This is a genomic window from Bradyrhizobium sp. NAS80.1 (assembly GCF_001908205.1).
Classification (GTDB): domain Bacteria; phylum Pseudomonadota; class Alphaproteobacteria; order Rhizobiales; family Xanthobacteraceae; genus Bradyrhizobium.
In genome coordinates this window covers 25,878-47,121 of sequence record NZ_LGHL01000089.1, presented here as the reverse complement: position 1 = coordinate 47,121, position 21,244 = coordinate 25,878, and the positions used below count along the sequence as shown (strand labels likewise).

Genomic DNA, 21,244 nt, shown 5'->3' with positions numbered 1-21,244 from the left:
AGCCGGACCGTTCGTCACTCCCACGCATCGCGCCCCCTAGTTAAATCCTGATCCTAGAGAATCACGACACGAAACGCTTCGCTACCGACTTCTTCAACAGCCTGCTAGAGCGAAGTGGATACCGGTTCGCGTAAAGAAAACGCGTCAAAACTAAAATCTAGAGCCCCGTTCCGATTCTATCGGAACGGGGCGCTAGTCCGATAGACCAACGCACAAGGTCGAAGCCGTTCATCGCCCGTACAGGTTTGCGGCGATCAAATGGCCGGCTGAAAAAACCTGAGCGTCGTCAATAACTCGAAAGCTGTTCCGATGGGGAAGGGCCGCCTGCCTGGGGGCGTCGTGGCAAGCGTCGTGGCCTGTGCCGCGCTGCTTTTGCTCGTGCTTGCGAGCGTGCCGGCGCGCGCCCAGACGGCGTTCGACCGGCCCGGCGGCGACTATTTCAGCACACCGATCCCGTCAGGCGACCCCGAGGATTGCGCGCTGCTGTGCGAGCGCGATCGCCGCTGTCGTTCCTGGAGCTTCAGCTATCCCGACGTCGAAGGCGGTTCGGCGGTGTGCTGGCTGAAGAATACGGTGCCGGCGCGCGTGGCGGGAAACTGTTGTATCTCCGGGGTGCGCGGTGCCGGCGTGATCGAGCCGCGGATCGAAGGCGTGGAAACGTCGATCGATCGCCCCGGCGGGGACTTGCGCAATTTCGAGCTCAAGGAAGGCGAGGGCGTAGAGGCTTGCAAGGCCGCCTGCACTGCTGACAACAAATGCCGCGCCTTCACCTATGCGCGTCCCGGCTACACAGGGCGCGAGGCGCGGTGTTTCCTGAAAAAGGAAATCAAGCCGCCGCGCCGCAAGGCGGGGTTCACGTCCGGCGTGGTGCGGTAGGGTTCGCACTCATGCCCTGCGGCGCAGCATCGAAAGCGCTCGACACACTAGGGTGATGCGCTGCTGAACCGGGGCCCATGCAGCCCCGCAATACGTTGCACGATGGGTCCCGGCTCTGCGCCGCATCGCTTCGCGACGCGTCTTGTCCGGGACACGAGAGTTTTATTCGCTCGCCGCGATCACGGAAATCTCCGGCCACAGCGTCTTCCATCGCTCCGCCTTCGCGGCGTAAGCCGCCGCGGAAAAATTCGGAGCCCGATTGGGCCGTGCAATCAGCCTTGCAATATCTTCGAAGCCGTGCAGTGCGTAGACCTCATAGCCATTGCCTGCGCGCCTCACGCCGACCTGCGTGTTCCGGGTGAGAAAGCGGTCGATGCCATCCGTCGAACACGTCAAGGGCGGATAAGGCAGGCCGTGCTTGTCGGGATACCACAGGTGCACGCGCGCCTGGTTGCGGATCTCCACCTTGGCACCGAGATGCCCGAGCCGCGCATGCAGCTTGCGGATCACCGCATCCTCCGCTTCCCAAGAGGTATCAGGGTCGATCGCGCGTTTCGTGAGCACGTTCCAGACCGTCTGCGCGAGGCACCCTGCGACCAGCCAGGCATCCGGCAGCGCGAGGTGATGGAGTTCCTCGATGATCGCGACGTTGACCGGATTCTTCAGCGCCAGCGCGAGGAAGCGCGCCTCGTCCATCGCGCCGCTCATGCGCCCTCGCGCGCGTCATGGTGGGCGCGCGCCGCCTTCGAGGCCAGCGCGCGCCAGCGCCGCCGCAGGAAAGGCTCGACGATCGCGCGGTTCGCCTTCGACAGGCGGATCAGCACGATCGGATAGTCGGCGTAGTGATCGGTGAAATAGAAAATCCCGGGCTGGCTCTCGACCAGCATCGTGCGCTCGTCGATCGGCACGTCCGGCATCACCAGGCTGTCGCCATCCTCCTTCAGGCGCGCCAGCATCTTCTTGCGCACTTTCAGCGCCGGCGTGTCGTAGGAGGTGCCGTCCTCGACCTCCGGCCACGTCAGCACGAATTTTCTGACGTCGTCGAAGGTCATGGGATCAGCTCAATGCACGGCGGTGAAGAACCGGGCGAGCCTGAAACCGGACAGCCAGGTCCACACTGGCTGCCCGCGGATGCCGAGATCCCAGGAGCCGAGGACGGCATCGGCGCGGCCGACCAGATTGTCGATCGGCAGGAGGCCGACGCCGCCGGAGCGCAAGGGTACGCGGCTATCGGCGGAGTTGTCGCGGTTGTCGCCGAGCACGAAGAGATGGCCGGCCGGCACCGTCACCTCCGGCGTGTTGTCGAGCGGACCGTTGTCGCGCATCTTGAAGATAAGATGCGAGACGCCATTGGGCAGCGTCTCGACATAGCGGTGGGCGGGCTCGCTACCGCCATTGTCGTCCTCGGCCGCGCCGACGCCATCCGGCTTCAGCTCGGCGGGACGATCGTTGATGAAGAGCTGGCCCTGGCGCATCTGGATGCGGTCGCCGGGAAGTCCGACGACGCGCTTGACCCAGGCCTGCGAGCGGTCGCCCGGCCAGCGGAAGACCACGACGTCGCCCTGCTTCGGTGTCTCCGCGAAGACGCGGCCGCTCTCGGGCAGGTTGATCTGGATCGGCAGCGATGAGGTGCCGTAGCCATAGGGGAATTTGGAGGCGAGTAGCGCATCGCCGATCAGGAGCGTCGGCTCCATCGAGCCCGACGGCACGTAGAACGGCTCGGCGAGCGCGCCCTTGGCGATGAACACGGCGGCGACGATGCCGGCGAGTTGAACGATTTGCCCACCCCAGCCGCTGCTCTTCCGCTTGGGGGTGACAGTCACCTTCTCGACACTCATGCGCCCGTTCCGCCCACCGTAATGCGTTCCATCAGAAGCGACGGCTGGCCGACGCCGACCGGCACGCCCTGGCCGTTCTTGCCGCAGGTGCCGATGCCGGTATCGAGCGCGAGATCGTTGCCGATCATGCGGATGCGATGCAGGTCGGTCGGCCCGTTACCGATCAGCATGGCGCCCTTCAATGGCGCGCCGATCTTGCCGTTCTCGATCTTGTAGGCCTCGGTGCACTGGAACACGTATTTGCCCGAGGTGATGTCGACCTGACCGCCGCCGAAATTCGCGGCGAAGACGCCGTTCTTCACGGAAGCAAGGATCTCGGCCGGATCGCGGTCGCCCGCGAGCATGTAGGTGTTGGTCATGCGCGGCATCGGCACATGGGCATAGTCCTGGCGGCGGCCGTTGCCGGTCGGCTTCATGTTCATCAGGCGCGCGTTCTGACGGTCCTGCATGTAGCCGACCAGGATGCCGTCCTCGATCAGCACGGTGCGGTTGGTCGGCGTGCCCTCGTCGTCGATCGACAGCGAGCCCCGGCGCGAGGCAATGGTGCCGTCGTCGACCACGGTGACGCCCTTGGCGGCGACCTGCTGGCCCATCAGGCCGGCAAATGCCGACGTCTTCTTGCGGTTGAAGTCACCTTCGAGGCCGTGGCCGACCGCTTCATGCAGCATCACGCCCGGCCAGCCGGCGCCCAGCACGACGTCCATTTCGCCGGCCGGAGCCGGAATCGATTCCAGATTGACCAGCGCCTCGCGCAGCGCGCCGTCGGCGGCATCGCGCCAGTTCTTGCTCTCGATGAATTCCGCATAGCCGGCGCGGCCGCCATAGCCCTTGCTGCCGCTCTCCTGGCGATCGCCCTGGCCGGCGACGACGGAAATGTTCACGCGCACGAGCGGGCGGATGTCGCGATAGCTCTCGCCGTCCGGCCGCAGGATCTCGACGACCTGCCAGGTCGCACCGAGGCTGACGCTGACCTGCCGCACCCGCGGATCCTTGTCGCGCAGATAAGCGTCGATCTCGGCGAGCAGCTTGACCTTGGTCTCGAAGCCCGGTGCATCCAGCGGATTGTCGTCGCCGTAGAGCCGCACATTGGTGTGCGGGGGCGGCGCTGAGAAGCTGCCGGAGTAGCCGCCGCGAACCGCTGCGACCGCATCGGCGGCGCGAATCAGCGCCGGCAGCGACACGTCGGAGGAATGGGCGTAGCCGACCGCGTCGTCCTTGACGGCGCGGAGGCCAAAGCCCTGCGAGGTGTCGTAGGTCGCCTGCTTCAGCCGCCCATTGTCGAACACCAGCGCTTCGGTCTGGCTGTATTCCAGGAACAATTCACCGTCGTCGGCACCGGCAAGTCCGCGCGCGACCTCGTGGCGAACCTGGTCGCGATCGAGATTGGCACGGTCGAGCAGGGAGGTTGTGGCAGGGTTGGTCATGCGTCCGTCCATTATCGGGGGATGTGGGGCAAGATAATGGTTTCGGACCGGTTCCGCGAGGGCGCGAAGTCTCACATTACGGAAACAATAGGTTCTCTGCCCGTCTGCCGCCTACGGCAGCTTGTCGTAGCCCTCGCCGAGCCCGTTCAGGCTGAGCGGGAAGCCGATCCCTTCTTCGGGGGTCTCGAAGATGATGAAGGTCGCGGTCTTGGCAGTGCGGAGCTGGCCGAGCAGCTTGTCGTCCATGACGACCTCGGCGACGCAGCCGTTGGGCAGGCAGCGGACGAAGCCGGCGCGGCCGACGTCCTGGTTGTCGAGCTTCAGCCCGAGGCCGGAGGGCAGCAGGACGCCCAAGGGGGCAACCACGCGCATCAGGCGGCTTTTCTGGTCGGCGGTCTTCAGCACGATCACGGTCAGGCCGGCATTGGAGCGATCTTCGGCCACCACGCTCTGGATCAGGGCGCATTGCTCGGTCTGGGCGCCCGGCGGGGTGTCGCAGCGGATCTGCCAGTCGCCATGGACGGAGCGCACCGCGCCCTGCGCATGGGCCAGGCCCGGGAGCGCCAGGAAGATGACCGCAGTCAGCAGGGCCGCCAGCGCCGAGAGGCCGTTAGCCTGCCTTGCCATGCATCTCGAAATCCCCATCGGGTCGGTCCCTCTGCTCGCCTGGGTCGCTCACACCTGACGGACTGATACGGGAATGACGGCGTCTTGAAGGCGATTCCCAAGCAAATTCCGCGCCGCCATGCACCACCATCGTTCGCACGAATCAGGCGTCTGCGCGGCCGGCTGCCCGTGCCTAACGCGGGCAATTCCGCTGTCAAGCCAGAGCATCCCGGCAAACGGTATTTTTGTCTGATGTTACTAGGAAATATCTTGCGGGTGATCGCTGGCAGAAGGGGCTCAAGACTGCATTGCGATAGATCAAGAATTATGGTTTGAGAGGCTTGATTTCGGCGTTCTAGCGATCTGGCCCCAATCCCTCTTAGAGGTATTCTTGCGCGGCGGTTTGTCAGACGGGCGGATCGAATAAGCATTTCCCGGAAACAGGGGGATGCATTTGGGGTGATTTCGTAAGGGGAGCGCGAACGGCATGAGGATGTCGATGGGCCGGGTAGGCCGGCACTTGCTGGGATTGGCCGTGGCGGGTCTGACGCTGGCGACGGGCGGTGCGGCATTCGCCGAACTCGGGCAACCGTCGCCGTGGGAGTGGACGCTCCAGCCATCCGGCTCGCCGGTGATGGACAACATCGTCTGGTTCCACAATTTCCTGTTCGTGCTGATTTCCCTGATCACGCTGTTCGTTCTGGCGCTGCTCGTGGTCGTGGTCATCAAGTTCAACGCGCGGGCCAATCCGGTGCCGTCGCGGACCACCCACAACACGCTGATCGAGGTGGTGTGGACCCTGGTTCCGGTGCTGATTCTGGTCGGCATCGCGGTGCCGTCGTTCCGCCTGCTGTTCCTCCAGCTCGACGTGCCGAAGGCGGATCTGACCATCAAGGCCACCGGCAAGCAGTGGTACTGGTCCTACGCCTATCCCGATAACGGCAAGTTCGAATTCGACTCGCTGATGGCCCAGGACAAGCAGCCGCGGCTGCTCGGTGTCGACAACGAGATGGTGGTGCCGGTCAACAAGGTGATTCGCGTCCAGACCACCGGCGCCGACGTCATCCACGCCTTCGCGGTGCCGGCTTTCGGCGTCAAGATCGATGCCATCCCCGGCCGCCTGAACGAGACCTGGTTCAAGGCCACCAAGACGGGCATGTATTACGGCCAGTGCTCCGAGCTATGCGGCAAGGATCACGCTTTCATGCCGATCGCGGTGCGCGTGGTCTCCGACCAGGAGTTCGCTTCCTGGGTTGAATCGGCGAAGAAGAAGTATGCAAGCGGCGGCACCAGCACTTACGCTTCCGCCGCCGGCCCGACGCAGTAGGCGACGGGCTTAGGGGACTGAAAGCGACATAAAGGGCGGGACCTCCAGGGTCCGAACGGGACGCAAGGCAGGATTTGAAAATGGCAACGAGCGCAGCGGCACACGGCGATCACGCGCATGACGAGCACGCCCATCCGACCGGATGGCGGCGCTACGTCTATTCGACCAACCACAAGGACATCGGCACGATGTACCTGATCTTCGCGGTCATGGCCGGCATCATCGGTCTGGCGATGTCGATCGCGATCCGGGCCGAGCTGATGTATCCGGGCGTGCAGATCTTCCACGAGACGCACACCTACAACGTCTTCGTGACCAGCCACGGCCTGATCATGATCTTCTTCATGGTCATGCCCGCGATGATCGGCGGCTTCGGCAACTGGTTCGTGCCGTTGATGATCGGCGCGCCGGACATGGCGTTCCCGCGCATGAACAACATCTCGTTCTGGCTGCTGCCGGCCTCCTTCGCGCTGCTGCTCTGCTCGACTTTCGTTGAGGGCGAGCCGGGCGCCAACGGCGTCGGCGCCGGCTGGACCATGTACGCGCCGCTGTCGACCTCGGGCCATCCGGGGCCGGCCGTCGACTTTGCGATCCTGTCGCTCCATCTGGCGGGCGCCTCGTCGATCCTCGGCGCCATCAACTTCATCACGACCATCTTCAACATGCGCGCGCCGGGCATGACCCTGCACAAGATGCCGCTGTTCGTGTGGTCGATCCTGGTGACGGTGTTCCTGCTGCTGCTGTCGCTGCCGGTGCTCGCCGGTGCGATCACCATGCTGCTCACCGATCGCAATTTCGGCACCACCTTCTTCGCGCCCGATGGCGGTGGTGATCCCGTGCTGTTCCAGCACCTGTTCTGGTTCTTCGGTCACCCCGAGGTGTACATCCTGATCCTGCCCGGCTTCGGCATGATCAGCCAGATCGTCTCCACCTTCTCGCGCAAGCCCGTGTTCGGCTATCTCGGCATGGCCTATGCCATGGTCGCGATCGGCGGCATCGGCTTCGTGGTGTGGGCGCACCACATGTACACGGTCGGCATGTCGTCGGCGACGCAGGCCTATTTCGTCGCCGCCACCATGGTGATCGCCGTTCCGACCGGCGTGAAGATATTCTCGTGGATCGCCACGATGTGGGGCGGCTCGATCGAATTCCGCGCCCCGATGATCTGGGCGGTGGGCTTCATCTTCCTGTTCACGGTCGGCGGCGTCACCGGCGTCGTGCTGGCGAATGCCGGCGTCGACCGCGTGCTCCAGGACACCTACTACGTCGTCGCGCACTTCCACTACGTGCTGTCGCTCGGCGCCGTGTTCGCGATCTTCGCCGGCTGGTACTACTGGTTCCCGAAGATGTCGGGCTACATGTACAACGAGACGTTGGCCAAGGCGCACTTCTGGGTCACCTTTATCGGCGTCAACATGGTGTTCTTCCCGCAGCACTTCCTCGGCCTGTCGGGCATGCCGCGCCGCTACGTCGACTATCCGGACGCGTTTGCCGGCTGGAACCTGGTGTCGTCGGTCGGCTCCTACATTTCCGGCTTCGGCGTTCTGATCTTCCTCTACTGCGTGACCGACGCTTTCGCCCGCAAGGTGCCGGCGGGCAACAATCCGTGGGGTGCGGGCGCGACCACGCTGGAGTGGACGCTGTCCTCGCCGCCGCCCTTCCATCAGTTCGAAGTGCTGCCCCGCGTGCAGTAAGCGATCTCCCGCGGCGCCCGTCATGGGCGCCGCGGCTCTACAACGAAGCGAGTTAAATTAGTGTCCGTCCTCGACCACAACGCCATCGACATCAATCCCCGCATCTCCGAAGCGGAGGTTGGCGATTACATCGCGCTGCTCAAGCCGCGGGTGATGTCGCTGGTGATCTTCACCGCGCTGGTCGGAATGGCGATGGCGCCCGGGTATTTCCACCCGGTACTGGCGATCACCTCGCTGCTCTGCATCGCGGTCGGTGCCGGCGCCTCGGGCGCGCTCAACATGGCGCTCGAAGGCGACATCGACGCCAAGATGTCGCGCACTGCGAACCGGCCGATCCCGCGTGGCCGTATCACCCGCCCCGAGGCGATGACGTTCGGCATGACGCTCGCCTTCTTCTCGGTGATGACGCTCGGCATTCTCGTCAACTGGATCGCAGGCGCGCTGCTCGCCTTCACGATCTTCTTCTACGTCGTGATCTACACGATGGGCCTGAAGCGCTGGACCGCGCAGAACATCGTGATCGGCGGTGCCGCCGGCGCGCTGCCGCCGGTGGTCGCCTGGGCCGCCGTGACCGGCAAGGTCGACGTCGAGCCGCTGCTTCTCTTCGCCATCATCTTCTTCTGGACCCCGCCGCACTTCTGGGCGCTCGCGCTGTTCCGCTCCGACGATTACGCGCGCGCCGGCATTCCGATGCTGCCCAACGTCGCCGGTCCCGACGCGACGCGGCTTCAGATCCTGCTCTACACCATCGTCCTGATTGCGGTGGCCGCCGCGCCCTGGGCGCTCGGCTATTTCGACGCCGTCTACGGCATCGTCTCGCTGATCCTGGGCGCCGGCATGCTGGTGCTTGCCGTCAACGTCTATATGCGCCGCGAGCGTAGCCAGTCGCTGCGCGCCACGCGGAAACTGTTTGCTTTCTCGATCCTGTATCTGTTTGGATTGTTCGCGACCCTGCTGGCCGAAGTCGTGTTCCGGGCGCTTGCTCCGATGGTATGGGGCGCATGAGGCTGGGATGGCTGACAAACCCGAGCCAGATGGAATCGTCCTCACCGAGGCGCAGAAGAAGAGCCGTCGGCAGCGCTCGATCGCGATCGCGCTTGCGCTCGGCGTGCTCGTGGTCCTGTTTTTCGCCGTCACCATGGTTAAGGGACCGGCGGTGCTGAACCGGCCGTTGTGAGAGAAGATGGATCAGGGACCGACCATATCGCGGGATGAGAGCCAGACGGCGAAGCGCCGTGGCCTCGGTCGTGACGTGCTGGTCGCCTCGATCTGCGGCGGCGTGGTCGCGCTGATGGTTGGCGCCTCCTACGCGGCGGTGCCCTTCTACAACTGGTTTTGCCGCGCCACCGGCTTCAATGGCACGACCCAGGTCGCGACCTCCGCGCCCGCGAGCGGACCGATCGCACGAAAGATCGCGGTGCGCTTCGATTCCAACGTCGCGCCCGGCCTGCCCTGGAAGTTCGAGCCGGAGCAGAACGAGATCGAGGTCAATATCGGCCAGGTCACGACGGTCTACTACACCGTGACCAACCAGGCCGCGCGCACCACCGCAGGCCAGGCCGCGTACAATGTCGCGCCGCTGACGGTCGGCTCCTACTTCCAGAAGATCAACTGCTTCTGCTTCACCGAGCAGACCATGGCGCCCGGAGAGAAGCGGGAGATGCCGGTCGTGTTCTACGTCGATCCGTCGATCGCCGACGATCACGAGAACGACGGGCTGAACACGATCACGCTGTCCTACACGTTCTATCCGGTGCGCGATCCGGTGGTGAAGCCGCTCGCATCGGGCGAGGACGACAAACGCAAAGGAAATCTCTGATCACCGGGCTCTCGCCGCAGGGGTTGGAAACAAGGGGATAAGTGCCGGACAGGCACGGTATTGAGGAGAGAGACCGCAAATGGCTACGGCGCAAACCAAGCATCACGACTATCACCTGGTCGATCCCTCTCCCTGGCCGGCAGTCGGTTCGCTTTCGGCCTTCATCATGGCGGTCGGCGCGATTGCCTGGATGCATCACTTGTTCGCGGCGGCGCCGATCGTGTTCGGCGTCGGCACCGTCGGCGTGCTCTATACGATGGCGAGCTGGTGGGGCGACGTCATCAAGGAAGCCCAGTACAAGGGCGACCACACCCGCGTCGTGCAGCTCCATCACCGCTACGGCATGATCCTGTTCATCGCTTCCGAGGTGATGTTCTTCGTCGCCTGGTTCTGGGCCTATTTCAATGCCGCGCTGTTCCCGGCCGACGCCGTCCACGCCACCCGCGATGCGGTGTTCGGCTGCGGCCTCGGCACACAGGCCGGCGCCTGCTCCGTGCCGGGCACCTGGCCGCCCCATGGCATCGAGACCTTCGATCCCTGGCATCTGCCGCTCCTGAACACGCTGATCCTGCTCACCTCCGGCACCACCGTGACCTGGGCGCACCACGCGCTGCTCGAGAACGATCGCCAGGGTCTCAAGTACGGCCTGATCATCACGGTCGTGCTCGGCGCGCTTTTCACCTGCGTGCAGGCCTATGAGTACAGCCACGCGGCGTTCTCATTCGCCGGCAACGTCTACGGCGCGACCTTCTTCATGGCCACCGGCTTCCACGGTTTCCATGTGCTGGTCGGCACCATCTTCCTGATCGTGTGCCTCGCCCGCGCCTATGCCGGCCACTTCACGCCGAAGCAGCACCTCGGCTTCGAGTTCGCCGCCTGGTACTGGCACTTCGTCGACGTGGTCTGGCTGTTCCTGTTCCTCTGCATCTACGTCTGGGGACACGGTGCCGAGACCATGGCCCACGGCGCGCACTGAGCCACGACAGATTGATCAGAAAGGGCGGCCGCGGGGCCGCCCTTTCGCCTTTTCGAGCGCCGGAAGTTTCGGCGGAAAGTGTGATAGAGTTCGCCGTCATGAACGAGCCCGCCGGTACATCCGGGTCCGAAACCACTGTCCTGCAGAGCGCGATGCGCGGACTTGCCTGCAAATGTCCGCGCTGCGGCCAGGGCAAGCTCTATGCGGGCTTCCTGACGCTCGCACCTAGCTGCGAGCGTTGCGGCCTCGACTACGCCTTCATCGACTCCGGCGACGGTCCCGCGATCTTCATCATCATGCTGGCCGGCGCGATCGTGGTCGGCTGCGCGCTCGTCGTCGAGGTCAAGTACCAGCCGCCGTTCTGGCTGCATGCGGTGCTCTGGCTGCCGCTGATCCTCGCCACCACGCTCTTGCCGCTGCGCTCCATGAAGTCGCTGCTGATCGCGCTGCAGTTCCACCACAAGGCTGCGCCGGGCCGGTTGGTCGACCGCGAGAAATGAACGACACTGCGCGCAAGCCTCGCGTGGCCGGCTTCGCGCTGTTCACGCTCTTCCTGACTGCCGTGTTTGTCGCGCTCGGCGCCTGGCAATTGCAGCGCCGCGTCGCAAAGCACGAGCTGATCGCGGCGCTCACCGAACGTCTTGCGGCTGCACCCATCGCGTTGCCGCCGCCTGCGCAATGGGCCACGTTGAATCCGGCGCGTGACGAATTCCGCCGCGTCAGCCTCACCGCGACCTACGCGCCGCTGGCTGATGCGATGGTCTATTCCGCCGGCTCCGCCGTGCGCAAGGATGCTTCCGGCCCCGGCACCTGGGCGTTCCTGCCGGCGCGGCTGCCAAGCGGCGAGACGGTCGTGATCGATGCCGGCTTCGTCGAGAATACGATGCAGGATCGCGGTGTCGAGGATCGCGCGATGAAGAAGCTCGTGACAGGCCAGCCCGTCGCGCTCACCGGCTATCTGCGCTTCCCGGAGGCGCCGGGCTGGCTGACGCCGGCGGAGAACCGCGACAAGCGGCTCTGGTTCGTGCGCGATCATCTGGCGATCGCCCGTGCGCTCGGCTGGGGCACGGTTGCGCCGTTCTACATCGACCTGGAGCAGCCAGCGCCGGAGAACAACATTCCGCGTCCCGGACCGCTCGACGTCCATCTGAAGGACGATCATCTGCAATACGCCATCACCTGGTTCACGCTCGCCGGCGCCGTGCTGATTGCCTTCGGTGTCTGGATGAGAGGCTTCCGGCGAAGTTAAGTTCCCTCGGATTCCCTGAGGGAACCCGGGATCGCCCGGACTTTATTATTCAGCGCATATTCACGAATGTGATCCGAAGGTGCACGCAGACTTTTTGCGGCGGTCAGGATTCAGGCGTGAGCGATTTTGATCCGATAGGAATTGTCGTTGACTGGGTGGACGCCTGCCGCAAGGGCGACCTTGCGACGCTACTCGACCTCTATGCGGACGATGCCCAGCTCGAATGCATGTGCAACGGCACGCAGCGCTATCGCGGCATGCGCGAGCTCGAAAGCTATTGGGGACCACGGTTGAGCGGCTTCTCCTCGGCCGGCTTCGTGCTGGAGGAGATCAAGCCCACACCCCACGGTGTCGATTTCGAATACTCCGTCGCGGGCTCGCTGCGCATTCGCGCCTCGTTTCGATTCAGTGCGGAAGGCAAGATCTTCAGCATGCTGTGCACACCGTCGCGGCAGAACTCGCACGACGGCCGCGCCTGCTGATCTTCATGCCGTCGCGTCTCGCATCGCTCCGACCGGCAGGCGGCAGCGTACATAGGTTCGCTCGTCTTCGCGCAGCAAAGACAATGATCCGCTGAGCGCGCGCACGCGCTCGTGCATGCCGGTCAGGCCCCGGCCGAAGACGTTGTTGGCGGGAAAGCCGCCTCCGTCGTCGGATATCTCGATGGCGATGGCCCCGCCGGAAATGGTTGCCTGCACCTGAGCGTTGCTCGCTCCGGCATGGCGCAACACGTTGGTCAGCGCTTCCTGGATCAGGCGATAGACAATCTGGGCGAGCGGCCCGTCGATCCCGTTGAGATCGGGATCGATCGTCGCTGTGAAGCCGATATGCGGCGCCTGTTTGCGAAAGTTCTGGAGCAGCGTCTGCAAGCTGGTCTCGAGGCCCAATTCCTCAATGTACAGCGGCCGCAGCCGGTCGAGGATGCGACGGTTGGTCTGCTGCAGCGCCTCGACCGACTGCAGCACCTGCTGCACGGAATTGCCGAGATTTCCTGCCGGTGCCGCAGCTTCGATCAGCGCGATCGTGCCGGCGCGGATGCTGAACAGCAGCGGACCGAGCTCGTCGTGCAATTCGCGCGCGAGACCGCGCCGCTCATCGTCCTGGAGCGACACCAGACGGTGCAACAGGTCGCGATTGTCATGGTTCAATTGCGCAAGCGTGGTCGCCAGCGCGTTGGCCTCCTCGCAGCTCTGCCGGATCTCCGGCGGCCCTGCCACCGGTATCGGCGTCGCATAATCGCCGCGCCGTATTCGCGTGAGGCCCGCGCCGAGATTCTGCAGGGGGCGTAGCGCAGATCCCACGAAGAGGTAGGTGATCGTTCCGGTCAGCACCATCATCACGGCGATGAGGCTCGTCAGCGCAAGGAAGCCGATCCATTTCTCGAACAGGTCGGCGGACAGGTCGGGCATGAATACGATGTTGCCGACGCGCCTGCCGTCGATGAATACCGGAGATGCCACGTCAGTGTCCGGAATGACGATCAGGTTGACGAACCATTGCGGCACGCCATGCAGATCGCGCAGGCTGTCCTTCACGGAAGGCGCGGGACCTGCTTCGACAGGACGGAATTGAATATCCGAGGAGGCGTCCAAAGAATGGACAAATGCGTCGAGCATCTTCCGCGGATTGTCCGAGACGCTCAGGGTGCTGTTGAGGGCGGTGGCGACGGTGCGGGTCGAGCGCCGGCCCGGTTCAGTCTCGGCGGCCAGCTGGTCGGTCGTGAACATCTGGAGCAGCACGCCGCCCATGATCAGCGCGGCGAGGAAACCCACGCCGAGCGGGAGAAACAGCCGCGTTCTGAAGGAGAGCTGTTGCCACATTAGGTCAATTCTAACGCGTTCCGGCGGATTTCTCTCTTTCCATTTGTTCCCGTCGGTCTATGAGTCGAAAAACAGAGAGCGCGCGATGCAAGATACCGCCAAGCCGGCGACCAGGATCCTGATCGTCGACGACCACCCTGTGGTTCTGTCAGGTTGTCGCACCCTTTTCGCGTCCGACCATTCGGTCCGGATCGACGAGGCGACTGACGCGAAATCCGGCCATCGTGCCTATGTGAGCAAGCGGCCCGACGTTACCGTGATCGACATCAGCCTGCCCGACGTCTCCGGCTTCGAGTTGATGCGCCGGATCCGCAAGGACGATCCCGACGCAAAGATCATCATTTTCAGCATGAACGACGATCCGGCCTTCGTGGTGCGGGCCGTCGAGCTCGGTGCGCAGGGCTATGTCTCCAAGGGCGACGATCCCAGGATCCTGCTCAAGGCGGTGCGCAAGGTGGCCGCAGGCGACAATTACATATCGCCGCAGCTTGCGGAGGCCGTGACGTTCTCCGGCGCCCAGATCAAGGCCAATCCGGCCTCGCAGATGACGGCGCGGGAGCTCGAGATTCTCCGCCTGCTCGGACGCGGCGACAAGATCGTCGAGGTCGCCAAGGCGCTCGGCATCTCCTACAAGACGGTCGCCAACACCACGTCCCTGCTCAAGCAGAAGCTCGGCGCCAAGAACCATTCCGACCTGATCAGGATCGCGGTGGAAGTCGGGATGAGCTGATGTCCCCGGGCGCCAAACCGGCATCGGAACGGAAATGGCTCTGGGGCGAGCGCTCCCACGACTGTGCTGTGAACGATGAAACACGCCGGGAAAAATAGGAACATCTTCCAGCGCTCGTCGTTTTCGCCTTGACGATCTCGTGACAGCTGACGGAAGCTTGCGGGAACAGTTCTAGCGGGTCGGAGACCCGGACGAGGCAAACCGGTCTGCACATCAACGACAGACCTTCCAAGAGAGGGCTGCGGCATCGCCGCAGCCCTTTTGCGTTCGACAGGGGTGCAGGCGCGAAGCGGTTTCCCGACGCCGCAAAACACTTTATGGTGGCCCAAAGCCTCTGGCTGTTAACAAGTATTTTCGTAAAATCAAAGGCTTACAGGTCGAGCTTGGGCTCGGTCGGCCTTTGGAGGGCAGTTTGACTCGTTATATCTCGACCCGGGGCGAGGCCCCTGAACTCGGCTTCTGCGACGTGATGCTCACCGGGCTTGCCCGCGACGGCGGTCTGTATGTGCCGGCCATCTGGCCGCAGCTCTCGGCCGAGACCATCACCGGCTTCTTCGGTCGCCCCTATTGGGAGGTGGCCGTCGACGTGATCCGCCCCTTCGCCGGCGGTGAGATTTCAGACGCCGAGCTCGGCCGCATGGCCAACGAGGCCTATGCCACCTTCCGCCATCCCGCGGTGGTGCCGCTGCGCCAGATGTCGCCGCACCAGTTCGTGCTGGAGCTGTTCCACGGTCCGACGCTCGCCTTCAAGGACGTGGCGATGCAGCTGATCTCGCGGCTGATGGACCATGTGCTCGCCAAGCGTGGCCAGCGCACGACCATCGTGGTCGCGACCTCGGGCGACACCGGCGGCGCCGCTGTCGAGGCGTTTGCGGGGCTCGAGAATGTCGATCTCATCGTGCTGTTCCCGCACGGCCGCATCTCCGAGGTGCAGCAGCGGATGATGACGACGACGGGCGCGGCCAATGTCCATGCGCTCGCCATCGAGGGCACGTTCGACGACTGCCAGGCACTCGTGAAGGGGATGTTCAACAACCATCGCTTCCGCGATGCGACCTCGCTGTCCGGCGTCAATTCCATCAACTGGGCGCGCATCGTTGCCCAGGTGGTCTACTATTTCACGTCGGCGGTCGCCGTTGGAGCGCCGGCGCGCGCGGTGGACTTCGTCGTGCCGACCGGCAATTTCGGCGACATCTTCGCGGGCTATGTCGCCAAGCGCATGGGTCTTCCTGTGCGGACCCTGCGCATTGCCGCCAACGTCAACGACATCCTCGCGCGCACGGTCAAGACAGGGATCTACGAAGTGCGCGAGGTGCATGCGACCGCGTCGCCGTCGATGGATATCCAGATCTCCTCGAATTTCGAGCGACTGCTGTTCGAGGCGGGCCGGCGCGATGCGGCCGGCGTGCGCCGTCTCATGGACTCGCTCAAGCAGTCTGGGCGCTTCGTGCTGCCCGATGCGACCCTGGCCGCGATCCGCGAGGAGTTCGACGCCGGCCGCGCCGACGTGACTGAAACTGCGGCTGCGATCCGCGCCGCCTGGCGCGAGGCGGGCGAGCTCGTCGATCCCCACACGGCGGTGGCGCTCGCTGTCGCCGACCGCGACACCACCGACACCACGGTGCCCAGCATCGTGCTCTCCACCGCCCATCCGGCCAAATTCCCCGACGCGGTCGAGGCGGCCTGCGGCCAGCGGCCGCAACTGCCGGCCTGGCTCGACGGGCTGATGACCAAATCCGAACACATGAAGGTGATGAAGAACGATCAGGCCGAGGTCGAGCAGTTCGTGCTGACGGTCAGCCGCGCCGCGAAAGAGGGAGTTGCCGGATGAGCGTCGAGATTTCCAAGCTTGCCTCCGGCCTGACCGTCGTCACTGACAAGATGCCCCACCTTGAAACTGCGGCGCTCGGCGTCTGGGCCGGCGTCGGCGGCCGCGACGAGAAGCCGAACGAGCACGGCATCTCGCACCTGCTCGAGCATATGGCGTTCAAGGGCACGACGAGGCGATCCTCCCGCGAGATCGTGGAGGAGATCGAGGCGGTCGGCGGCGATCTCAATGCCGGCACCTCGACCGAAACGACATCCTATTATGCGCGCGTGCTGAAGGCCGACGTGCCGCTCGCGCTCGATGTGCTCTCCGACATCCTCGCCAATCCGGCCTTCGAGCCGGAGGAGCTCGAGCGCGAGAAGAACGTGATCGTGCAGGAGATCGGGGCTGCGCAGGACACGCCCGACGACGTCGTGTTCGAGCACCTCAACGAGCTCTGCTATCCCGATCAGCCGATGGGGCGCTCATTGCTTGGAACTGCGAAGACCTTGCGCAGCTTCAACCGCGACTCGCTGCGCGGTTATCTGTCGACCCATTACCGAGGTCCCGACATGGTGGTGGCGGCAGCAGGTGCAGTCGATCACAAGCAGGTGGTTGCCGAGGTCGAGAAGCGCTTTGCGAGCTTCGAGGCGACGCCGGGTCCGAAGCCGCAGGCGGCCATGTTCGGCAAGGGCGGCGCCAAGGTGGTGCACCGCGAGCTCGAGCAGGCGCATCTGACGCTGGCGCTGGAAGGCGTGCCGCAGACTGATCAGTCCCTGTTCTCGCTCCAGGTCTTCACCAACATCCTCGGGGGCGGGATGTCCTCGCGGCTATTCCAGGAGGTGCGTGAGAAGCGCGGCCTCTGCTACTCGATCTACAGCTTCCACGCGCCCTACACCGACACCGGCTTCTTCGGCCTCTACACCGGTACCGATCCGGCCGATGCGCCGGAGATGATGGAAGTCGTGGTCGACATCATGAATGATTCGGTGGAGACCCTGACCGAGGCCGAGATCGCACGCGCCAAGGCGCAGATGAAGGCTGGCCTACTGATGGCGCTGGAGAGCTGCTCCTCGCGTGCCGAGCAGCTTGCCCGGCACGTGCTCGCCTACGGCCGGCCGCAGACGGTGCAGGAGCTGGTGGCCCGGATCGACGCCGTCAGCGTCGAATCGACCCGCGATGCGGCGCGTGCGCTGCTTTCGCGTAGCCGGCCTGCGGTTGTCGCATTAGGCAGTGGCAGGGGTCTGGACACGGCGGTATCTTTTGCGGAAGGATTGACGCGGGCGCGCGCCAAGGCGCGGCTGCATTAGGAACCGCGCTGACCCGCCCCCCGGGAAGCATCACCATGGCCCTGTTTCGCTTGCCGTCCAGTGGACCTGCTGCCCTCGCCCCACGCGGCAACGGGTTGTTGCTGCGCGCCCCGCAGATGTCGGACTTCTTGCAATGGGCCCACTTGCGCGAGACCAGCCGCGATTATCTGACGCCCTGGGAACCGATCTGGCCGTCGGACGATCTCACCCGGTCCGGCTTCCGCCGCCGTCTGCGTCGCTATTCCGAGGACATCGCCGCGGACCGCTCCTATCCCTTCCTGATCTTCCGGGAGCTCGATAGCGCCATGGTTGGCGGCATCACGCTGGCCAATGTCCGGCGCGGCATCGTGCAGGCCGGCACCATCGGCTACTGGGTCGGCCAGCCCCATGCCCATCGCGGCTACATGACGGCTGCGCTTCGGGTGCTGTTGCCGACGCTGTTCGGCGAGCTCAACCTGCACCGGGTCGAGGCCGCCTGCATCCCGACCAATGCGCCGTCGATCCGGGTGCTGGAGAAGTGCGGCTTCTCCCGCGAAGGACTTGCCCGCCGCTATCTCTGCATCAACGGGATCTGGCAGGACCACCTGCTGTTCGGCCTGCTGCATGAAGATTTCCGCGGCTGAACCCCTCCATTCATGTGACCAAAGTCTCGTTGCTGCGGCCTCGTTTGCTGCCTTGTATCCTGCCTTGGGTTCGCCGATTTTGTCGATATAACGCGCAAACCCGGCCAGCGATCGGCCGGCAAATTGTCATGGAGTACGGGCGTTGATGGTGAAGGAGCTTCGGTCGTCGCGGAATGTGTTGCGGCGGGGAACGGCGGTTGCGCTGGCGTTGTCGGTTGCGCTCGCCTCCGTCTCGCCGGTGGCGGCCCAGTCCCTGACCGACCGGTTCAAGAGCCTGTTCGGCGGCAAATCCGACGAGCCGGCCCAGCCCAACCCGGCGCCTGCGCCGGGTCAGCCGGCGGCGGATGACGACGTCGATTGCCCGCAGGTCACGGTGCGCTCCGGGGCTTCCACCTACGCAGTCGGGATGACCGGAAAGCCGGCCGTCGGCAACGACGTCCGCTTCCAGGCCTCGATCACCAAGATGGCGCGCGAATGCGCGCGAAGCGGTGGCCAGATCACGGCCCGAATCGGCATCCAGGGCCGCGTCATCGCCGGTCCTGCCGGCGCGCCTACTACGGTCGAGGTCCCCTTGCGCGTCGCGGTGGTACAGGGCGGCGTCGGCGAGAAGGTGATCGCCTCGAAGGCCTACCGGACCACGGTCGAGATGTCGGAGAGCGGCAGCGTGCCCTTCACCTTCGTTGCCGAGGACTTGGCCTATCCGGTGCCCTCGGCCGCAGCCGCCGATTCCTACATCTTCTATGTCGGCTTCGATCCGCAGGCGCTCTCGCCCGAGCCGAAGGCGCGGGGAAGGAAGAAGTAAAAGGTCTCGCGCCCCGGATGCGTGGGTCCCGGCTCTGCGGCGCGTCATTTCATGCCGCGCCGCGTCCGGGACAGGAGAGCAGTTCAGACGATCACGCATTGCCCAACAAAAAAGCCGGCGCTCATCGCGCCGGCTTTTTGATTGGTGAAGCCAAGGCCCCTCAGTTCAGCTTCTGCCGAACCTCGTTGATGCCCTTGGCGAGCAGGTCGTCGGCGACCTGGCCCTTGACCGACTGCGACAGGATCGTGGAGGCGGCCTGGACGGCGGCTTCCGCGGCTGCGGCGCGGACATCGGCCAGCGCCTGGGCCTCGGCGAGCGCAATCTTGCTCTCCGCGGTCTTGGTGCGACGGGCGACGAAGTCTTCCATCTTCGCCTTGGCTTCGGTCGCGATGCGCTCGGCTTCGGCCTTGGCGTTGGCGATGATGTCGGCGGCCTCACGCTCGGCCGTGGCGCTGCGTGCCTTGTAGTCGGCGAGCACCTTGGCCGCTTCCTGCTTGAGGCGCGTCGCGTCGTCGAGCTCGGCCTTGATGCGGTCGGCGCGATGATCGAGCGCGCTCATCGCCGTCTTGAAGATCCCGAGATAGCCGAACACGACCATCAGAATCACGAAGGCGACGGCGACCCAAAACTCAGGTTCGAAGAACATATCGACTAACCCTTCAAGGACGCATCGACCGCAGCATTGACCGCCGCAGCGTCGGGAACGACGCCGGTGAGCCGCTGCACGATCTGGCCTGCCGCATCGGCCGCGATACCGCGGACGTTGCTCATGGCGGTGGCGCGGGTCGAGGCGATGGTCTTCTCCGCCCCGGCGAGCTTGGCCGCCAACTGCTCTTCCAGCGTCTTGCGCTCGGCTTCCGCCTGCGCATTCGCCTTGTCGCGGGATTCGTTGCCGATCGCCTGCGCCCGCGTGCGCGCCGAAGCGAGCTCGCTTTCATAGGCCTTCAGCGCCGCGTCGGACTGATCCTTCAGCTTCTGCGCTTCGGCGAGGTCACCCTCGATCTTGTTCTGACGCGCCTCGATCGCACCGCCGATGCGCGGCAGGGCGAGCTTGGACACGATCACGTAAAGCACGACGAAGAAGATCGCGAGCGACACCAATTGCGAAGCAAAGGTGCTGCTCTCGAACGGCGGGAAACCGCCACCGTGGTGACCACCGTCAGCCTCGGTGTGAGCGCCCGCCGCCGGACCCTTTGCGCCGCCATGACTCTCAGCCATGGAGATCTCCTGTTGCTGTCACGCGCGCCGTCCCAGAGGCTGGAACGGCGCGAAAAACGTCGTCCTCAGAGCGGAACGAACAGCAGCAGCAGCGCGATCAGCAGCGAGAAGATGCCGAGCGCTTCGGTCACGGCGAAGCCGAAAATCAGGTTGCCGAACTGGCCCTGAGCAGCCGAGGGGTTGCGGACGGCTGCGGCGAGGTAGTTGCCGAAGATCACGCCCACGCCGACGCCCGCGCCGCCCATGCCGATGCACGCGATGCCCGCGCCGATAAGTTTTGCTGCTGCCGGATCCATTTTAGACTCCTTGGAAGAAAGATTGGGTTGTGGGTGGAAATTCCCCGGACCGCTCAGTGTCCCGGATGAATGGCGTCGTTGAGGTAGATGCAGGTCAGGATCGCGAACACGTAGGCCTGGAGGAACGCGACCAGGAGCTCCAGCGAGGTCAGCGCGACCGTGAGCGCCAGCGGCAGCACGCCGCCGACCCAGCCGATGGCACCGAGCGAGAAGCCGAGCATGGCGACAAAGCCCGCGAACACCTTCAGCGCGATGTGGCCGGCCAGCATGTTGGCGAAGAGACGGACGCTGTGGGAGACCGGCCGCAGGAAGAACGACAGGACCTCAATGAACATGACCAGCGGCAGGATGTAGCCGGGGACGCCGTGGGGAATGAAAATCTTGAAGAATTTCAGGCCGTTCTTGTAGACGCCGTAGATCAGGACGGTGAAGAACACCAGCAGCGCGAGCGCGGCGGTGACGATCAGGTGGCTCGAGACCGTGAACGTGTAGGGGATGATGCCGACCAGGTTCGAAACGCAGATGAACATGAACAGCGAGAAGATCAGCGGGAAGAACTTCATGCCTTCCGCGCCGGCCGTCGAACGGATGGTCGAGGCGACGAACTCGTAGGAGATTTCGGCGACCGACTGCAGGCGACCCGGAACGAGCTGCGTGCCGCTGGCGAGCATCAGGATCGAGATGATCGCGACCGCTACCAGCATATAGAGCGACGAATTGGTGAAGGCGATCGTGTGATTGCCGATATGGCCCAGGGTGAAGAGAGGCTCGATGTTGAACTGGTGGATCGGGTCGATTTTCATCAGCGCGGCATCTCTTGGTCTGCCGG

25 protein-coding genes are annotated in these 21,244 nt (G+C 64.5%); 15 read left to right on the top strand and 10 right to left on the bottom strand.

Annotation, left to right across the window (positions count from 1 at the left end; all coding sequences use genetic code 11):
* Nucleotides 1-309: 309 nt before the first annotated feature.
* The gene (locus AC629_RS21020; protein ID WP_084806908.1) at nucleotides 310-876 is read left to right on the top strand and encodes a PAN domain-containing protein; all 567 of its coding nucleotides are present in this window, start codon (nucleotides 310-312) and stop codon (nucleotides 874-876) included.
* 162 nt (nucleotides 877-1,038) lie between these two features.
* Here the strand turns inward: AC629_RS21020 and AC629_RS21015 are convergent, their stop codons facing one another.
* The 5 genes from AC629_RS21015 to AC629_RS20995 all read right to left on the bottom strand — a co-directional run bounded on the left by AC629_RS21015 (nucleotide 1,039) and on the right by AC629_RS20995 (nucleotide 4,783).
* A complete protein-coding gene (locus AC629_RS21015) occupies nucleotides 1,039-1,572 on the bottom strand; it encodes a nucleotidyltransferase family protein (protein ID WP_084806913.1) in 534 nt (177 codons plus the stop codon).
* An 8-nt stretch (nucleotides 1,573-1,580) separates the two neighbouring features.
* Complete coding sequence (locus AC629_RS21010; protein ID WP_084806907.1) at nucleotides 1,581-1,928, bottom strand: MmcQ/YjbR family DNA-binding protein; 348 nt, start codon at nucleotides 1,926-1,928, stop codon at nucleotides 1,581-1,583.
* Between the two features lie 9 nt (nucleotides 1,929-1,937).
* Nucleotides 1,938-2,714 carry a signal peptidase I gene (gene lepB / locus AC629_RS21005; RefSeq protein WP_074123067.1) on the bottom strand — a complete coding sequence of 259 codons (777 nt, stop codon included), beginning with the start codon at nucleotides 2,712-2,714 and terminating at the stop codon, nucleotides 1,938-1,940.
* On the bottom strand, nucleotides 2,711-4,138 hold the full coding sequence (gene tldD, locus AC629_RS21000) for a metalloprotease TldD (protein ID WP_084806912.1): 1,428 nt from the start codon (nucleotides 4,136-4,138) through the stop codon (nucleotides 2,711-2,713). The genes lepB and tldD overlap by 4 nt, the downstream gene beginning before the upstream one ends.
* A gap of 111 nt (nucleotides 4,139-4,249) precedes the next feature.
* On the bottom strand, nucleotides 4,250-4,783 hold the full coding sequence (locus AC629_RS20995) for an invasion associated locus B family protein (RefSeq protein WP_084806906.1): 534 nt from the start codon (nucleotides 4,781-4,783) through the stop codon (nucleotides 4,250-4,252).
* 448 nt (nucleotides 4,784-5,231) lie between these two features.
* Here AC629_RS20995 and coxB point away from each other — a divergent pair, with 448 nt between their 5' ends.
* The 9 genes from coxB (at nucleotide 5,232) to AC629_RS20950 (ending at nucleotide 12,291) form a co-directional block, all read left to right on the top strand.
* Nucleotides 5,232-6,071: a cytochrome c oxidase subunit II gene (coxB, locus tag AC629_RS20990; protein ID WP_084806905.1), complete on the top strand. Its 840-nt coding sequence runs from the start codon at nucleotides 5,232-5,234 to the stop codon at nucleotides 6,069-6,071.
* 80 nt (nucleotides 6,072-6,151) lie between these two features.
* Nucleotides 6,152-7,765 (top strand): cytochrome c oxidase subunit I, encoded by a 1,614-nt coding sequence (ctaD, locus tag AC629_RS20985; protein WP_084806904.1) that lies wholly within the window; start codon nucleotides 6,152-6,154, stop codon nucleotides 7,763-7,765.
* A gap of 60 nt (nucleotides 7,766-7,825) precedes the next feature.
* Entirely contained in the window at nucleotides 7,826-8,770 is a 945-nt protein-coding gene (locus AC629_RS20980) for a heme o synthase (protein WP_084806903.1), read from the top strand.
* Between the two features lie 7 nt (nucleotides 8,771-8,777).
* Nucleotides 8,778-8,942, top strand: a complete 165-nt coding sequence (locus tag AC629_RS20975; RefSeq protein WP_084806902.1) for a cytochrome c oxidase system small membrane protein — start codon at nucleotides 8,778-8,780, stop codon at nucleotides 8,940-8,942.
* A gap of 6 nt (nucleotides 8,943-8,948) precedes the next feature.
* Complete coding sequence (locus tag AC629_RS20970) at nucleotides 8,949-9,584, top strand: cytochrome c oxidase assembly protein (protein WP_084806901.1); 636 nt, start codon at nucleotides 8,949-8,951, stop codon at nucleotides 9,582-9,584.
* Between the two features lie 79 nt (nucleotides 9,585-9,663).
* A complete protein-coding gene (locus AC629_RS20965) occupies nucleotides 9,664-10,560 on the top strand; it encodes a cytochrome c oxidase subunit 3 (RefSeq protein WP_084806900.1) in 897 nt (298 codons plus the stop codon).
* 98 nt (nucleotides 10,561-10,658) lie between these two features.
* Nucleotides 10,659-11,060 carry a DUF983 domain-containing protein gene (locus AC629_RS20960; protein WP_084806899.1) on the top strand — a complete coding sequence of 134 codons (402 nt, stop codon included), beginning with the start codon at nucleotides 10,659-10,661 and terminating at the stop codon, nucleotides 11,058-11,060.
* On the top strand, nucleotides 11,057-11,809 hold the full coding sequence (locus AC629_RS20955) for an SURF1 family protein (protein WP_084806898.1): 753 nt from the start codon (nucleotides 11,057-11,059) through the stop codon (nucleotides 11,807-11,809). Before AC629_RS20960 ends, AC629_RS20955 begins: the two co-directional genes overlap by 4 nt.
* Nucleotides 11,810-11,925: 116 nt before the next feature.
* Nucleotides 11,926-12,291 carry a nuclear transport factor 2 family protein gene (locus AC629_RS20950; RefSeq protein WP_084806897.1) on the top strand — a complete coding sequence of 122 codons (366 nt, stop codon included), beginning with the start codon at nucleotides 11,926-11,928 and terminating at the stop codon, nucleotides 12,289-12,291.
* A gap of 3 nt (nucleotides 12,292-12,294) precedes the next feature.
* Here the strand turns inward: AC629_RS20950 and AC629_RS20945 are convergent, their stop codons facing one another.
* Complete coding sequence (locus AC629_RS20945; RefSeq protein ID WP_084806896.1) at nucleotides 12,295-13,629, bottom strand: histidine kinase; 1,335 nt, start codon at nucleotides 13,627-13,629, stop codon at nucleotides 12,295-12,297.
* Between the two features lie 85 nt (nucleotides 13,630-13,714).
* Here AC629_RS20945 and AC629_RS20940 point away from each other — a divergent pair, with 85 nt between their 5' ends.
* From AC629_RS20940 to AC629_RS48830, 5 genes are all read left to right on the top strand, one after another.
* A complete protein-coding gene (locus AC629_RS20940; RefSeq protein WP_084806911.1) occupies nucleotides 13,715-14,359 on the top strand; it encodes a response regulator transcription factor in 645 nt (214 codons plus the stop codon).
* Nucleotides 14,360-14,771: 412 nt separating this feature from the next.
* Nucleotides 14,772-16,190, top strand: a complete 1,419-nt coding sequence (gene thrC, locus AC629_RS20935; protein WP_084806895.1) for a threonine synthase — start codon at nucleotides 14,772-14,774, stop codon at nucleotides 16,188-16,190.
* Nucleotides 16,187-17,476, top strand: coding sequence for a M16 family metallopeptidase (locus AC629_RS20930; protein WP_084806894.1), 1,290 nt, complete (start codon nucleotides 16,187-16,189; stop codon nucleotides 17,474-17,476). The genes thrC and AC629_RS20930 overlap by 4 nt, the downstream gene beginning before the upstream one ends.
* Before the next feature lie 35 nt (nucleotides 17,477-17,511).
* Nucleotides 17,512-18,099, top strand: coding sequence for a GNAT family N-acetyltransferase (locus tag AC629_RS20925; protein WP_084806893.1), 588 nt, complete (start codon nucleotides 17,512-17,514; stop codon nucleotides 18,097-18,099).
* 145 nt (nucleotides 18,100-18,244) lie between these two features.
* Entirely contained in the window at nucleotides 18,245-18,901 is a 657-nt protein-coding gene (locus tag AC629_RS48830; RefSeq protein ID WP_084806892.1) for a hypothetical protein, read from the top strand.
* Nucleotides 18,902-19,061: 160 nt separating this feature from the next.
* Here the strand turns inward: AC629_RS48830 and AC629_RS20915 are convergent, their stop codons facing one another.
* The 4 genes from AC629_RS20915 to AC629_RS20900 form a co-directional block, all read right to left on the bottom strand.
* The gene (locus AC629_RS20915) at nucleotides 19,062-19,547 is read right to left on the bottom strand and encodes a F0F1 ATP synthase subunit B family protein (RefSeq protein ID WP_084806891.1); all 486 of its coding nucleotides are present in this window, start codon (nucleotides 19,545-19,547) and stop codon (nucleotides 19,062-19,064) included.
* 5 nt (nucleotides 19,548-19,552) lie between these two features.
* A complete protein-coding gene (locus AC629_RS20910) occupies nucleotides 19,553-20,119 on the bottom strand; it encodes a F0F1 ATP synthase subunit B (RefSeq protein WP_084806890.1) in 567 nt (188 codons plus the stop codon).
* Between the two features lie 65 nt (nucleotides 20,120-20,184).
* Nucleotides 20,185-20,415 carry a F0F1 ATP synthase subunit C gene (locus AC629_RS20905; RefSeq protein ID WP_007599451.1) on the bottom strand — a complete coding sequence of 77 codons (231 nt, stop codon included), beginning with the start codon at nucleotides 20,413-20,415 and terminating at the stop codon, nucleotides 20,185-20,187.
* A gap of 53 nt (nucleotides 20,416-20,468) precedes the next feature.
* Nucleotides 20,469-21,218, bottom strand: coding sequence for a F0F1 ATP synthase subunit A (locus AC629_RS20900; protein WP_084806889.1), 750 nt, complete (start codon nucleotides 21,216-21,218; stop codon nucleotides 20,469-20,471).
* Nucleotides 21,219-21,244: the final 26 nt, after the last annotated feature.

What these genes read in the sequence shown, in the direction of transcription:
- AC629_RS21020 (WP_084806908.1), top strand. Translation starts at nt 310, where the DNA reads ATGGGGAAGGGCCGCCTGCCTGGGGGCGTCGTGGCAAGCGTCGTGGCC.
- AC629_RS21015 (WP_084806913.1), bottom strand. Translation starts at nt 1,572, where the DNA reads ATGGACGAGGCGCGCTTCCTCGCGCTGGCGCTGAAGAATCCGGTCAAC.
- AC629_RS21010 (WP_084806907.1), bottom strand. Translation starts at nt 1,928, where the DNA reads ATGACCTTCGACGACGTCAGAAAATTCGTGCTGACGTGGCCGGAGGTC.
- lepB (WP_074123067.1), bottom strand. Translation starts at nt 2,714, where the DNA reads ATGAGTGTCGAGAAGGTGACTGTCACCCCCAAGCGGAAGAGCAGCGGC.
- tldD (WP_084806912.1), bottom strand. Translation starts at nt 4,138, where the DNA reads ATGACCAACCCTGCCACAACCTCCCTGCTCGACCGTGCCAATCTCGAT.
- AC629_RS20995 (WP_084806906.1), bottom strand. Translation starts at nt 4,783, where the DNA reads ATGGGGATTTCGAGATGCATGGCAAGGCAGGCTAACGGCCTCTCGGCG.
- coxB (WP_084806905.1), top strand. Translation starts at nt 5,232, where the DNA reads ATGAGGATGTCGATGGGCCGGGTAGGCCGGCACTTGCTGGGATTGGCC.
- ctaD (WP_084806904.1), top strand. Translation starts at nt 6,152, where the DNA reads ATGGCAACGAGCGCAGCGGCACACGGCGATCACGCGCATGACGAGCAC.
- AC629_RS20975 (WP_084806902.1), top strand. Translation starts at nt 8,778, where the DNA reads ATGGCTGACAAACCCGAGCCAGATGGAATCGTCCTCACCGAGGCGCAG.
- AC629_RS20970 (WP_084806901.1), top strand. Translation starts at nt 8,949, where the DNA reads ATGGATCAGGGACCGACCATATCGCGGGATGAGAGCCAGACGGCGAAG.
- AC629_RS20965 (WP_084806900.1), top strand. Translation starts at nt 9,664, where the DNA reads ATGGCTACGGCGCAAACCAAGCATCACGACTATCACCTGGTCGATCCC.
- AC629_RS20960 (WP_084806899.1), top strand. Translation starts at nt 10,659, where the DNA reads ATGAACGAGCCCGCCGGTACATCCGGGTCCGAAACCACTGTCCTGCAG.
- AC629_RS20955 (WP_084806898.1), top strand. Translation starts at nt 11,057, where the DNA reads ATGAACGACACTGCGCGCAAGCCTCGCGTGGCCGGCTTCGCGCTGTTC.
- AC629_RS20945 (WP_084806896.1), bottom strand. Translation starts at nt 13,629, where the DNA reads ATGTGGCAACAGCTCTCCTTCAGAACGCGGCTGTTTCTCCCGCTCGGC.
- AC629_RS20940 (WP_084806911.1), top strand. Translation starts at nt 13,715, where the DNA reads ATGCAAGATACCGCCAAGCCGGCGACCAGGATCCTGATCGTCGACGAC.
- AC629_RS20930 (WP_084806894.1), top strand. Translation starts at nt 16,187, where the DNA reads ATGAGCGTCGAGATTTCCAAGCTTGCCTCCGGCCTGACCGTCGTCACT.
- AC629_RS20925 (WP_084806893.1), top strand. Translation starts at nt 17,512, where the DNA reads ATGGCCCTGTTTCGCTTGCCGTCCAGTGGACCTGCTGCCCTCGCCCCA.
- AC629_RS48830 (WP_084806892.1), top strand. Translation starts at nt 18,245, where the DNA reads ATGGTGAAGGAGCTTCGGTCGTCGCGGAATGTGTTGCGGCGGGGAACG.
- AC629_RS20915 (WP_084806891.1), bottom strand. Translation starts at nt 19,547, where the DNA reads ATGTTCTTCGAACCTGAGTTTTGGGTCGCCGTCGCCTTCGTGATTCTG.
- AC629_RS20910 (WP_084806890.1), bottom strand. Translation starts at nt 20,119, where the DNA reads ATGGCTGAGAGTCATGGCGGCGCAAAGGGTCCGGCGGCGGGCGCTCAC.
- AC629_RS20905 (WP_007599451.1), bottom strand. Translation starts at nt 20,415, where the DNA reads ATGGATCCGGCAGCAGCAAAACTTATCGGCGCGGGCATCGCGTGCATC.
- AC629_RS20900 (WP_084806889.1), bottom strand. Translation starts at nt 21,218, where the DNA reads ATGAAAATCGACCCGATCCACCAGTTCAACATCGAGCCTCTCTTCACC.